The sequence below is a fragment of the Mesorhizobium sp. 01N446 genome (assembly GCF_056399285.1).
Genome location: NZ_JBFTRA010000001.1, coordinates 1,075,433 through 1,089,212, shown reverse-complemented (window position 1 = coordinate 1,089,212; position 13,780 = coordinate 1,075,433). Strand labels below are relative to the sequence as shown.

At 65.0% G+C, this 13,780-nt stretch carries 6 protein-coding genes; 2 read left to right on the top strand and 4 right to left on the bottom strand.

The features are described from left to right. Window positions 1-10: 10 nt before the first annotated feature. Complete coding sequence (locus AC1DPX_RS05085) at window positions 11-6,985, bottom strand: hypothetical protein (protein ID WP_477235029.1); 6,975 nt, start codon at window positions 6,983-6,985, stop codon at window positions 11-13. Between the two features lie 305 nt (window positions 6,986-7,290). Here AC1DPX_RS05085 and AC1DPX_RS05080 point away from each other — a divergent pair, with 305 nt between their 5' ends. Both AC1DPX_RS05080 and AC1DPX_RS05075 read left to right on the top strand, forming a co-directional pair. After that, the gene (locus AC1DPX_RS05080; RefSeq protein ID WP_477235027.1) at window positions 7,291-7,881 is read left to right on the top strand and encodes an invasion associated locus B family protein; all 591 of its coding nucleotides are present in this window, start codon (window positions 7,291-7,293) and stop codon (window positions 7,879-7,881) included. Between the two features lie 262 nt (window positions 7,882-8,143). Beyond that, window positions 8,144-9,385 (top strand): M24 family metallopeptidase, encoded by a 1,242-nt coding sequence (locus AC1DPX_RS05075; protein WP_477235025.1) that lies wholly within the window; start codon window positions 8,144-8,146, stop codon window positions 9,383-9,385. Between the two features lie 191 nt (window positions 9,386-9,576). Here AC1DPX_RS05075 and AC1DPX_RS05070 read toward each other — a convergent pair whose 3' ends face one another. From AC1DPX_RS05070 to AC1DPX_RS05060, 3 genes are all read right to left on the bottom strand, one after another. Continuing rightward, entirely contained in the window at window positions 9,577-11,019 is a 1,443-nt protein-coding gene (locus tag AC1DPX_RS05070) for an amidase (RefSeq protein WP_477235023.1), read from the bottom strand. 204 nt (window positions 11,020-11,223) lie between these two features. Further along, the gene (locus tag AC1DPX_RS05065; protein ID WP_477235021.1) at window positions 11,224-12,312 is read right to left on the bottom strand and encodes a Gfo/Idh/MocA family protein; all 1,089 of its coding nucleotides are present in this window, start codon (window positions 12,310-12,312) and stop codon (window positions 11,224-11,226) included. A 288-nt stretch (window positions 12,313-12,600) separates the two neighbouring features. Continuing rightward, complete coding sequence (locus tag AC1DPX_RS05060) at window positions 12,601-13,764, bottom strand: ABC transporter substrate-binding protein (protein ID WP_477235019.1); 1,164 nt, start codon at window positions 13,762-13,764, stop codon at window positions 12,601-12,603. Between the last annotated feature and the right edge of the window lie 16 nt (window positions 13,765-13,780).

Sequence of the window (13,780 nt, the reverse complement as noted above, 5' to 3'; positions counted from 1 at the left end):
CCGGTATTGGTCAGCGTGCCGGTGCCGAAGCTCGCCGTGCCGCTGAGTTTCTGCAGGTCGATGCCGTTGCCGGAAGCGAATGTCGCGCTGGTCGAGGCGAAATTGATGCCGGCCGTGATGCGTCAAGCGCCACCGCTTGCGCATTCGTGGCGTTGATCGTGCCGGTCGTGACATTGACCGCGCCGCCGCCTGTTGCAGTGAACGCCGCCGCGCCGTTGGTGGTGATATCGACATCGGCGAAGGTGACGGTGGAGCCGGTGTTGTTGGTGAGCGAGACACCATTGCCGTTGACGGTCACCTTGTCGGTGAAATTGACCAGGCCGCCGGTGCGGCTATCGATGTTGACGCCACCGCCGGTCAGCGTCCCTGCCGTAGCGCTGTTCGGCAGGATGCCGCGCGTCAGCGTTATGTTGCCGGTGCCGGCAGTGACTTTGAGCAGCGTGCCGGCAACGTTGATATTGTTGTTGGCGATCGACAGGTTGGTGTCGAGGCTGGTGACATTGAACGCCAAGCTGCCGCTGGCGACATTGCTGACCGTGACGCCTTCGATGACGATACCACCGGCATTGTTGAAGCCGCCGGCATTCTGGTCGATGGTGAAGACCGAGCCGATGGCGCCGCTGAAATCAAAGGCGGTGTTGCGCACCTGATTGTTGCCGAGCAGATTCAGCAAGCCGCCCGTGCCGGTGACCACGCCCTCATTGCCGGTGACGTTGCCGCCGGTGGCGCCGAGATTGCCCTGGACATTGACCGGCTGGATGGTGCCGGAGACGAGGATGGAGCTGTTGTTGCCGAAGCCGGTGATCGACTGGCCCGAATCGAGCGTGAACGGCGTGCCGCTGAGATCGACGGTGCCGACGAAGGCGAAGGTCTGCGTGCCGGCCAGGGCATCGGCGGCGGCGACCGAGATCGTGTTCACCGACATGCTGAGCCCGTCCGTGCCGGCGGCGATGACGCCACCCGACTGCGAGACGAAGGTGACCACGCCGACCGCCGACGCCAGATTGGCGTTGCCGGTGAAGAACACGTCGTCGAAATCGTAGTTGCCGGATGCCGGATTGAGCCCGACCGTGTTGACGGTGTAGGCGCCAACGGCCGTGGCGCTGATGGTGGACTGCAGCCCGTCGGCCGAATTGCCGTCACCAAAGGTGAAGTTGGCATTGGCCGAGGTCGCGGTGGTGAGATCGTGCGCCAGTTCGACGCCGATGCCGAGATTGGTGATGCTGGAGCCGCGCTGGAAGGTGATGGTCTTGTTGCCCGTCGTCGACGACAGGTCGATGCCGCGCGAAGTGAGAATGCCGGTGCCGGTGATAGTTGTCACGCCGAAACCGGCCGTCGTGGAAGAACCCGTGAAGTCGATGCCGGTCTGGCCGGCGCCGGCGCTCATGGTCACGTTGGTCGCGCCGAAGGTGACATTGGCATTGGTGCCGCTGAAATTGATGCCGGCGGCGTTGGCGGCCGATCCCAGCGTCACGCTGGTCGTCCCGGCGAACGTTACCGAGCCGGCATTGCCTGATATGTCGATGCCGTTGCCGGCGGCACCCGACACGGTCACCGAACCGAAGCCGACGCTGCTGCCGCCGGCGGTGTTCGAGACCGACACGCCTGTCCCGGTCCCGGTCGAATTGACCGCGCCGCTGAAGGCCACCGAGCCGCCGGTGATGCCGTCGACCTTGACCGCCGTGCCCGGTGCGGTCGCCGAACTGGATATGGCCGCCGACACCGTGATCGCTGCGCTGCCGCCGGAGACGACGACGCCGTCGCCCGAGCCGCTGTTGGTGATGGTGCCGCCAATGCCGATCGTGCCGGTGTTGTTGGCCAGGCTGACATCGGCGCCGGCAATATTCGTGGTGACGAGATTGCCGACATTGACGGTCGCGGCGCTGTTCTGAACCAGGAAGCCGGCGCCGCCGCCCACCACGGTGTCGACCTTGGTCGTGCCGTTGAAGCTGTAGGTGCCGCTGACATTGTTGAGGCTGATGGCGACGCCGCTGATGCGATACAGGTCGACGCCGCCAAAGGTGACGTTACCGCCGCTGGTGTTGGAAATGGCGATGCCGGTCGAAACGCCGCCGCCCGAGCCGTCCACGGCAACGCTGGAGAAGTTCACCCCGGCCGCACCGATCGTCATGCCGGCGATCTGGATGCCCTTTTCATCCGGCCCGAGACCGGTCGCCACGGTATTGCTGGAGCCGGTCACCGTCAGCGTGCCGCCACCGACGGCGCTGAAGGCGAAGCCGCCATCGGCCGTCAGGTCGAGACCGCCATTGAAGTTGACCGTGCCGCCGGTGTTGCCGGTCAGGTCGATCGCATTGGCCGCACCGGTGCTGGCGGTGATCTTGCCGCCGAAGGTGGCGGTGCCGCCGGTCATGTTGGAAATTCTCACCGCGCTTGCAGCAGCGGTCTGGCTGATGGTGCCGTTATAGGTGACGTTGGGCGTGGAGTTGGTGATCGAGAAGGCGTTGCTGATCGTACCGGCGATGGAACTCCCGGTCCCGAACGTCATGGTTCCGCTCGAGCCGGCGACGATGCCGACGCCTGTGCCGCCGCCGGTGACGTCAAGATCGTCGAAGCTGGCGGTGCCGTCGAAATTGTTGGCGAACAGCCCGACATTGGTGGCGTTGGCGATCTTCGTGTTGCCGGTGAAATTGACCATCGCGCTCGAACCGACAAGCGCGATGCCGGTCTGGCTCGCATTCTGGACATTGAGACCGCCGACCGTCACCGTGCCGGTCACGCCGTCGAGGACGAGGCCTGTCGCGGCGCTGCTGACCGTCACGCCGTTGATCGTTGCGCCAGCGATGCCCGTTCCATCGATTGCGGTGGCGGAGCTGCTGACGGTGAGGTTGGCGACGAGGTTACCGTTGGCAAGATCGATGGCGTTGCCGGCCGAATTGTTGAGCGTCGCGCCGCCATTGCCGAAAGGATCGGCCTGGAACTGCGTGCCGGTGATGACATTGGTCCCGGTGACATTGGCGGGCGGCGCGCCAAGGCTCACCGAGGCGCCATTGGCGAAGGAAACGATCGACTGGCCATCGGCCAACGTAAAGCCGTCGGCATCCGTGTTGATGTTTCCGGCCCCGTTGTTGACCAGCACGAAGATCGTGTTGGCGGGAGCCGCCAGGGCGTCCGCCGCGGTGGCGTTGATCAGGTCGTTGACGCTGGAGCCGTCACCAGCGTTGGTGCTGGCGGCGCCGACGAAGACGACATTGGCGATGTCGAACAGCTGCGGGCCGTTCAGGACCGTGGTGTTGAAGGCATAGGTACCGCTACCTGGCGACAGGCCGCGCATGTCGAGCGACGCCGCCGTGCCGGTGATGACGGCGCCGCCGGCCGCGCCGAACGAGAATGTCGTGTTGGCGGTGGTGCCGGACGCGCCGTTGGTGCCCATCTGCACGCCGGTCCCGGCGGAAATGACGCCGCTGCCGATAGTCACCGAGCCGCCGCTGGTGCCGGAGAGGTCGATGCCGGTCGAGGTGCCGGTGCCGGCGACATCGAGCGTGGTCGCGGTGACGGTCGATGTTCCCGTGACGCGGAGCCCGCTCCTGCCGCCTACAAGCCCGGTGACGTCGACATCGGCGAAGTGGACCGTGCCGCCGTCTCCGACCCTGATTGCGCTGTTGGAGGCGCCCGGATTTGTGATCGTCGTCGTGCCGTGGAAGCTGATCGTGCCTGTGTTGTTCAACAGGCGGATGCCGTCGCGGGATGGCTGGGTGATGGTGACCGCGCCGCCGAAATCGACGGTGGCGGAGCTGTCTCCTATGAAGATGCCGTCAAAAAGCGTGTTGGAGGCCGTCGTCGTGCCGGTGACGGAGAAATTACCGCTGGTGTGGGACAGGCCGATGGCATTCTGTCCGCCGGTCTGGCTTACCGAGTCCAGCGTGACATCGAGTTCGGTACCGTTGCCAAGCCCGAGACTTTGGATCAGCACGCCCTGGAGGCCGTTGCCCGAAATCGTGCCGCCCGTTATCGTCAGTTTTGCGGCGCCGAGCGAGGTGACAAAGACGCCCTGGGCGCCATTGTCCTTGGCGTCGAGCGTCTCGAATCCATAGGTTCCGGCGCCGCCGACGAGCAGGCCTTGGCCGGTGTTGTTCGAGAGTGTCGTCGTGCCGGTGAAATTGTAGGTGCTGTCGCCACTGTCGATCTCGAGGCCGCTGCCGGTGTTGCCGCTCGAGTTCAGATTGTTGGCGGTGATGCTGTTGGTGCCGTCGAACAGCACGCCGTTCAAAGCCGCGCCCGTGACGTTCAGGCCGGAGATGGTGACCGCGCTGACGCCGCTGCCATGGATGCCGTTGGCGCCGCCGCCTGAAATGTTGAAGTCGAGCAGTGAGGTGTTGTTGGCCAGCGTCACGACATCGCCGGCGCCGGAATTGGTCAGCGTCGCCGCGCCGGCCGGGTCCGAGACGGTCACGCCATGCTGGACATTGTCGCCGGTGATATTGATCGGCACGCCGCCGAGCGAGAAAGAGCGGCCATTGCCGAAAGACGCCAGCGTCTGCCCGCTGCTGAGCGAGAAGCCACCCGAAGCATCGATGGGCGTGCCATCATTGACCAGCACGAAGATGGCGTCGCTGTCGGTGTTGGCGTTGGCCGTGGTGAACGAGGCGAGGTTCGACAGCGAGGAGCCGTCCATCAGGCCGGTCGCCGTCGAGCCGACGAAGATCACGTTCTGCGGGTCGAACAGCTGCGGGCCGCTGAAGCTGGTCGAGCCGAACGCGTAATGGCCGAGCGTCTGGTTGAGGCCGCGCGCGTCGAGCGAAGCGGTGCTGCCGGCGATCGAGCCGCCGCCAAAGCTGAATTCGGCATTGGCCGAATTGGCGAGCGACCCGGATATGCCGAAGCGAACGCCGGTATCGACGCCCGAAATGGAACCGCCATTGGTGATGATGATCGAGGCGCCGCCGGTGGTGCCGGCGAGATCGATGCCGATGGTGCCTGCGGCACCAGGCCCGGTTATGTTGAGCGACTGCGCGGTGAAATTGGTCTGGCTGCCGAAGAAGTCGAGACCCGTGCCGACGCCGAGGCCGGAAATGACGATGTTGCCGGCCACCACCGCCGCGTTGACGCCGGCAAACGACATGCCGTCGGCGCCGGGATTGGTGAGGTTGATGTCGCCGAAGCGGATCGTCGCCGGCGAATCGGAAATGGCGATCGCCGGTCCCGTCGTGTTGGAAATCGTCGTCGCGCCGTTGACGGTGAAGCTGCCCGAAACGTGGTCGAGCACCACGCCCGACGTGCCGCCGGTCTGGCTGATCGAATCCAGCACCACATGCGCGGTGATCGGGTCGATGAAGACGGCCATGCCGCCATTGCCGGAGATGGTGCCGCCGGTGGTGGTGAAGCTGCCGCCGCTCGACGTGCCCTGCACGGTTATGCCGCGATCAGTATTGTTCAGCGCATTGACGGTGGCGAAGGTGTAGGTGCCCTGGCCAGTGATATCCAGACCGTCGTCGAGATTGCCCGACAGCAATGTCGTGCCGGTGAAATTGTAGGTGCCGTTGTCTTCTATATGCAGGCCGTCGAGGCCATTGCCGGTCGCGGTGAAATTGGACGCGCTGACATTGGTCGAATTGCCCTTGAATTCGGCGCCGTTGCCGCCGGCGCCCGTCACCGTGACATTGGTCAGCGTCGTGCCGGCGGCGTTGTTGCCGAAGATGCCGTCGGCGCCGCCGGTGATGGTGATGCCGTTCAGCGTGTTGCCGGTGCCGAGCGTGATGACATTGTTGGCGACATTGGTGCCCTGGATCGTGCCGTCGCTGCCGCCCAGATTCAAGGTGGCGGTGCCGCCGTTGGCCAGTTTCGCGGTGACGCTTTCGCCGCCGCCGATCACGGTCTGGCCGTTGGCCAGCGTCACGCCGGCAGTCGTCAGATTGCCATTGCCGCCGAGCGCGACGACAAAACCGCCGGTGCCGGCCTTGGTGACCGCGTCGTCCAGCGTCGTCGGGTCGGCCTGCGTGCCGGCGCCCGCCAGGCCGCCATCGGCGAAATAGAACTTGCCGAACGCCGCATTGGTGGCGGCGTTGATGGCGACCCGCGTCGTCGTGCCGCCGTTGATCTCCTGCGACTGGATCCTGACGCCGATATCGCCGCGCACGCGTTCGTTGACGCGCTTGCGCAGGCCTTCGCTGACCGGATAGACCGGGTCCGTGCCGATGGCCGCGGTCGTGTCCGAGCCATGGCCGGGGTTGAACGGGATGTTCAGCCGCACGCTGCCGGCGAACTGGGTGTCGTCGCGATTGTCGTTGCGGACCTCGCCGGCAAAGACCAGTTCGGTGCCGCTGCCGAAGACATCGCCGATCGTGTATTCGAAACCGGCCTTGGCGCCGGTCACGCTGCCGTCATCGCCGTGCGGATCCTCGAAATGGTAGCCGCCAATGTCGAGCCGCAGCGAGTGCTTGTCGGGCAGGTTGACCGGAACCTGGGCGCCGATCTCGCCTTCGATACCCCAGGCCGCGTAGTCGCGGTGGTCGAGCACCAATATCTGTTCGATCAGCTGGTTGCTGACCATCGACAGGGTCGAGCTGGTCGAATGATCGGTCGAGTCGCCCTTGATGGGCACAAAGACGTTCACATGCGCGTCGAAATTCGGCGTGATCGCCTCGACGCCCAGCGTGCCGGCGGTGAACTGTGTGCCGCTGTAGTTCTCGAGGTTGATATAGGCGTAGCCGCCGAGCATCAGGTCCGGATTGACGATGCGGCGAATGCCGAGGCCGATGTCCTGGCCCGACGCATCCTTGAAATCGTGCTTGGCCCGGACATCGAGGAACAGCACCGATTCCGCCGTCTGCTTGATCGGTATGAAGCCTTCGAGCGCGGCGTTGCCGCCATTGTTGTCGGCGCCGACAATGGCGCGGATCTGCGGCTGCCAGAGCCCGTCGGGGTCGGCATGGGCAACCACGCCTGAAAGGCCGAGCGCCAGCGTCGTCAGCGCCGTCGTCTTCCACAGCTGTCTTGCAATTCGCAAGCGGCCATAGCCGGCGCGCACGTGGAAAGCCTCCCCACGCGCAACCACCCACCAACCTGCCGAGACGTCTCGGTAGTTCCCATCCCTGGCGAGTCCTTCTGGGACTACACGTCCCGCGTGTTAATTCTTACGTGAATTCTATTGTATAGCGAGCCCGGAATGTTGTGAGTGTTGTTGTCCGACCTCAAAGTTCTGTCCTGTGGCCATATTGCCACAGTAGATTTGCCGGCTTGCTTGGCCAGGGACTCGGCTTTCGGAACCGTCGCCCTTGTTGTATCAAGCCTTTTCCAGGAGAATACCTGCCGGGGCAAGGAAAACTGCGGGGCATGAAGAACATGGCAATTATTTTAGCGAAGTCTAATCTACTTCGCATGGTCGCGGCATCGGCTGCTCTGTGGCTGTTGTCGGCTTCTTCTGGCCCGGCGCTTGCGGAGGACACCCCCAAGGAGGCCCAAGCCAAACAGTCTCAACCCAAGGAGGCCGGACCCAAGCCGGCCGACGCCAATGCATTGGCGGTTAACTGTTCCAGCGACTCTGCGGCCGGCGACCTTCAGTGCCAGGTGTCGCAGAACCTCACCGAGGCCAAGACAGGCCAGCGCGTGTTGACCGTGACCGTGCGCCGCGACAGCGGCAATGGCAGCCTGGCCATGCTGCTCGCCTTGCCGCATGGGCTGTTCCTGCCGTCCGGCGTCAGCTATCAGGTCGACAGCGGCAAGAAAGTCACCGTCGCCATCCAGACCAGCGACCAGAACGGCGCCTATGCCGCGGTGCCGGTGGCGCCGGAACTGGCCAAGGCGATGAAGTCGGGGACGACGATGAACATCGGCATGGAATCGGTGACGCGCAAGCCGGTGACCATCCCGGTTTCCCTCAAAGGCTTCGGCGCCGCGGTGGCCAAGCTGGAATCGATCAAGTAGCGGGTAATGCCGTTCGCTGTCTTGCGACAGCCATAGGGCACACGCGCCCAACAATCCTAACCCGTGGCAGAGGCGGCCGATTGGCGAAGCTCGCGCCGCCCCTTGAAAGAGATGGGGTGGGTATCAAGTCCCACGGGGTCTTCGTGCCAGTCGCCTGCAGCACCAGCCAATGCGCGATCTGCCGGCCGCCGGATCTCCCATTCGGCGCTTGATTGTCCGCGCCCGCAATGCTCCGTTGCCGCCAGGCCATCCGGAGAAACCCATGACAGGCTTTGTCGACCGCCAGCACGCCGCGCAATTGATGGAACGCGCCGGCATTGCCGCGCTGGTGCTTTGCGCGCCGGAAGCCTTCCACTATGCCACCGGCGCATGGATCGGCCCGGCGGGACTGTTCCGGCGCGCCGGCGGCGGCTTTGTCGTCATCCCGGCCAGACAGGACCTGCCGATCGGCGTCGTCGTCGCCGACTTCAACGCGGCGCAGCTGCGGCTCGCCATGCCCGAGGCGGTCGTGCGTTCGCACCCGATCTGGATCGAATCCGCGCCAGTCGAGACAGCGCACGGGCTGCCCCTGGCCGAACGCATCGAGGCCGGCCTTGCCTTGCTTGGCCGCACGCCGGATTTCTCGCGGCCCGCCACCTTCGATCTCGCCGGTTCGCTGCGCCAGCTGCGGGTGCTGCTGGACGACTTCGGACTGGCGCGCGCAACGCTCGGCATCGACCTCGACTTTGTCCCGGCCGCCGATTTCGCTTCCATCCAGGCGCTGCTGCCGGATTGCCCCGTCGTCGACGGCTCGCCCGTGCTGGACAGGCTGCGGGCCATCAAATCACAGCGTGAGATCGACCTCTTGCAGCAAGGCATTTTCCTCTCGGAAGCCGGGCTGGAGCGGCTGCAGGTGGACGCGCTGGCCGGCATGCGCCAGGCCGATCTCATCGCGCTCTACCGCAAGGGCGTCACCGACGCGGCCGCCGGCCTGTCGCATACGGTCCTGACAGCCGAATATGTGACGCTGGGCGCCCGCGCCAAGGGCGCCGATGCCAGGGCCGAGGCCGGCGATCCCCTGAAATGCGACATGGTCTGCACGGTCGGTGGGTATGCCTCCGACATGTCGCGCAACTTCACCTTCGGACCGCCTTCCCCGGACCAGGCCGAGCTGCATGCGATCGCCGAGCGCGCCTTCGAGGACGGGCTGGCGGCATTGATCCCCGGCAACACGCTCGCTCATGTCCACCGTGTCACCGCCGGGAGCCTGGCGCGGCAAGGCCTGCCGTCCTACCGCCGCGGCCATTTTGGCCACAGCGTGGGGCAATCGGTATTCTCAGAGCAATGGCCGTTCATCGCCGCCGACAGCGATGTGGTGATCGAGGCCGGCATGGTGCTGGCCTTCGAAATCCCGCTCTATATCGATGGCCTTGCCAGCTTCAATCTGGAAGACCAGTTCCTGATCACGGCGGACGGGCCGAGGCCGATGAACCGGCTGCCGAGGCGGCTGGAGATGGTTGGGTAAATGGCATCTCGGCACCGAAACTGCGGCGCGCTGTTGGACTACGCGCCATAGGATGTGTTGAGATTCAGGTCAGGCCGCGCCGAAAGCGGTGGTTCCCGAGAACCGGAGCGGAGCGTACTTAAAGTACGTGAGGACCGGAAGCGCAGGGCACCGCCGCTTGCAGGCCGGCATCACCTGAATATCAGCACATCCTAACCACTCACCGCCGGCCGCCTGTCCCTCCACGGCATCTCCTGCTCCAGCTGCGCCGATGCCGCCAGCACGGTCGCCTCGTCGCCATAGCGGCCGACCAGCTGAACGCCGATCGGCACGCCGCCCTTCGACCATCCGAGCGGCAGCGTGATCGCCGGCTGGCCTGATATGTTGAAGGGGAAGGCGAAGACCGCATCCATCCATTTGGCGTTGTAGCGGTCGATGTCCGTCTCCGACATGTCGTAATAGCCGAACGGGCGCGGCAGCTGCGTCAGCGTCGGCGTGATGAAGAGGTCGTAGACGTTGAGATCGCCGACAATGWCGCGGCCGATCTGCCGGAGCTGCTCGACATCGGAGATGTGCCTGACGCCGCTGGTGGCGCGGCCGCGCGCGATGATCGCCCAGGTCACCGCCTCGACGTCGGCAGGCGTCACCGGCCGGCCGATCGCCGTTTCCAGATAGTCGAAGGTCGCCGCCGTCTGCACGCAGGTCATGTTGGTGTAGGTCGCCCACACGCCGTTGGCGTCCAGCGGCATGTCGTGCTCCTCGACATGGTGTCCCAGCCGCTCGAGCGCGGCCACCGTCGCCAGCACAGCCGCCTTCACCTCCGGATCGATGGCCGTGCCGTTGGGCGGCGTGACGGTGAAGCCGATGCGCAGCGTCTTCGGCGCGCGGGCCGACAGGCTGAGCCAGGAGGCATCGGGAACCGGCGGCGTATAGGGATCGCCCGGCAGCGCGCCGGCGACGGCATCGAGATAGGCCGCCGTGTCGCGCACCGTGCGCGAGCAGCAGAGAAAATAGGCGCCGCCATACCAATAGTCGCCGAACGGCGCGAGGCTGACGCGGCCGCGCGACGGTTTCAGGCCGACAATGCCGCAGCAGGAGGCGGGAATGCGGATCGAACCGGCGCCGTCGCTGGCTTCGGCGATCGGCACCATGCGTGAAGCGACGGCCGCCGCCGCGCCGCCGCTGGAGCCGCCCGGCGTGATGCCTTCCTTCCATGGATTCTTGGTCGTGCCGTAGAGTTTCGGCTCGGTCGTGATCGACCAGCCGTTTTCAGGCGCGTTCGACTTGCCGACCAGCACCAGCCCCGCCGCCTTCATGCGGCGAACCACTTCGGTGTCGGAGTCGGCGACGACGTCCTTCAGATAGAACGAAGAATTGGTGTTCGGCGCGCCCGTCCAGGACGAGGCCAGTTCCTTGAGCAGGAACGGCACGCCGGCAAAGGGCGCCGATCTGTCCACCGTCTGCGCCTGCGCGCGCGCCATGTCATAGAGGCGGTGGATCACCGCGTTCAGCGCCGGATTGAGCCGCTCCACCAGCGTGATTGCCGCCTCGACCAGTTCGGCCGGCGAAACCTGGCCGCCGCGCACCAGCGCGGCGAGGTCAAGTGCATCCGACTCGGCATAGGTTTTCAACAGACTGTCGGTGACGGCGGTCATGTATTGCTCCTTCTATGTCTGAGAGACTCACCCTCACCCAGCCTCCGCTTCGCTCGGCTGTCCTCTCCCCGAGGGGGAGAGGAGACTACGAGCGCTAGCGCTTCCCTCTTCTCCCCCACGGGGGTCCGGAGGACGGGCGAGGCCCGTGACTCGCCCCGGCACAGGTGGCCGCGTAGCGGCCGGATGAGGGGGCTGGCGCCAACGTCAGGCCAGCTCGACGGTGCGCCCCAGTTCGATGCTCTGTTCGGCGGCGAGCACGATGCGCAGGCTGTTGACCGCCGCGTCCATCTGCTCGGTCAGGTCGATGTCCTCGCGGATGGCGCGCAGGAAGAAGGCCTGCTCGCGGTCGCACAGCTCCTGGTGGCCGGGCTCGTCCTCCATGCTGACGATCTCGTCGGGTTTCGAAAAATTCTTGTCGCCGTCGACCGCCGCGTAATGGATCTTCAGCGCATCGGTCTTGGTGTGGCGGTCGATGTCGGCCGAGTTGGAAACCTCGGCGTCCGAGGCCGCGCTTGGCGCCTGGCCGGCGACGATCGACACCGCGCCCTTGGGGCCGACCACGTCCTTCACGAAATAGGCCGTCTCGCTCATCATCGGCCCCCAGCCGGCCTCGTACCAGCCGACCGAGCCGTCATCGAAGGTGACGTGCAGATGGCCGTAATTCTGCTTGTCGGCTTCCGCCCAGAGCTTGGCGCCGATGCCGTGCACCCGCACCGGTTTGGCGCCGGTCAGCTGGCACATGACATCGACATAGTGGACGCCGCAATCGACGATCGGGATCAGCGAATCGATCAGGTTCTTGTGCCAGTGCCAGGCGCTGCCGCTGCTCTGCTGGTTGAGGTTGAGCCGCATCACCAGCGGCTTGCCGAGCGTTTTGCCGACTTCGATGAACTTGATCCAGGAGGGGTGGACGCGCAGGATGTAGCCGAGCACCAGCTTACGGTTCTTGGCGCGCGCCGCCGCCACGACTTTCTCGGCGTCCTCGATGTTCGTGGCGAGCGGCTTTTCCATGAACACATGGCAATTGGCCGCGATCGCCTTCAGCGCATATTCGGCGTGCGTGTTCGGCCAGCTGTTGATCGACACCGCGTCCGGCTTCGTCTCCTTCAGCGCCAGGTCGAAATCCTCGTAGAGCGGATAGCCGGCTAGCTCCGCCGGGATCTTCTTGTTGCTCTTGATCGAGCGGCTCATGATGCCGACGATCTCAAACCCCTCGGAGCGGTGATAGGCGCTGGCATGCGACGCCCCCATATTGCCGAGACCCACCACCAGCACTTTTACCTTGTCGGCCACATCAGCCTCCCACATTCTTGATTGGATCTTGGGCGGCGATCGGTTGCCGCTGCCTGTATGTTTATTCGGGCAATCACGTCAGCTCGGCGCTGCCCCTCATTGCCCTGCCGGGCATTTCTCCCCGTATAGAGACGGGGAGAAAGACGCTGACATCGATGATTTCGCCAATTGCCAACGCCGCAGAAGATGCGCCGAGGTAGCGGTCATCTCCCTTCTCCCCGTCACTATACGGGGAGAAGGTGCCGGCAGGCGGATGAGGGGCAGCGCCAACCCCGACGATCGCAGGCCCTACTTCACCGCCGAATCGAACAGATGCGCCTTGATCTTCTCGACATCGAGCGCGGCGAAGCCTTCCGACAGTTTGACGCCGTCGGCATCGGCCTTGACCTTGGCCTTGTCGAAATCGTTGGCCGCCGGGATCAGATCGTTGGTGCAGACATCCTCGGCCTTCACCGGATTGGTGATCTGGCCGATCTTGTGGATCTCGTCGAAGAAGCCCTGCCAGCTCGCCATGTCGTGCGAGCCCCAGCCGCCGCGCTTGTCCATGTCGCCACGGAAGACGTTGATCTGCTGCAGGATCGAGGTGGTGCCGAGCTCCGGCCCGAGATTCTTGGCCAGTGTCGGGAACTGTTCGAACACAGCTTCGACCGCCGCGCGCGGATTCTGGTAGCCGAATTCGAGGCCCATCGCCCAGCCGCGCAGGTATTTTTCCAGGAACGCTTTCTTGTCGGCATCCTCGATATCGGCGGCGCGCACGACAAAGGTGTTGGCCGGCAGCTTGGAGTTCTTCACGCCGAGCCAGTATTCGAAGTCGAGGCCCTTGGCGATCCATTCGGCGCGCAACCCTTCCCATGAAAGGGCGGCATCGCCTTGGCCGCCGGCGAGCGCGGTGCCCCAGGTCGGCCAGCCGGCCTCGACATATTTCACCTTCTTGATGTCGACGCCTTGCGCGGCGAGCAGCGGATCGGTGATCGACTGCCAGGCGGCAGAGCCGAGCAGGATGGTCTTGCCTTCGAGCTTTTTCAGGTCGTTCGAGCCCTCGCCCTTGCGGAAGGCGATGCTGAACGTGTCGCGGGCGCCCATGTGGAACACCGACTTCAGCTTCATGCCGTTCTGGATCGCGAAGGAGAACACGCCGGGCGAGGGGAAGCCCATGTCCGCCTGGCCGACATCGACGAATTTCACCGTCGCCGTGCCGTCCGACGGTCCCGGCTGCATGTCGGTGTCGAGCCCGTCAAAATAGCCGGCCTTCTTCGCCGCCCAATAGGGATAGTCGTCGAGCACTTCGAGCGTGCCGCGCGGCGAGATCCAGGTGAATTTCTCATAGGCCGCCGCCCTGGCCTTGAGGCCGCTGGCGCCGAGCGCGGTTGCCGTCACCAGGCCGGCGCCGGTGACCTGCAGGAAATAGCGGCGGGAGATGCCCGCCTGGCGGATCGAATTGTCTTTGGTCATCGCTTTCCCCTTTTTG

Excerpts from the sequence above, each read along its gene's own strand:
- AC1DPX_RS05075 (WP_477235025.1), top strand. The coding sequence starts at position 8,144 with ATGACAGGCTTTGTCGACCGCCAGCACGCCGCGCAATTGATGGAACGC.
- AC1DPX_RS05080 (WP_477235027.1), top strand. The coding sequence starts at position 7,291 with ATGAAGAACATGGCAATTATTTTAGCGAAGTCTAATCTACTTCGCATG.
- AC1DPX_RS05060 (WP_477235019.1), bottom strand. The coding sequence starts at position 13,764 with ATGACCAAAGACAATTCGATCCGCCAGGCGGGCATCTCCCGCCGCTAT.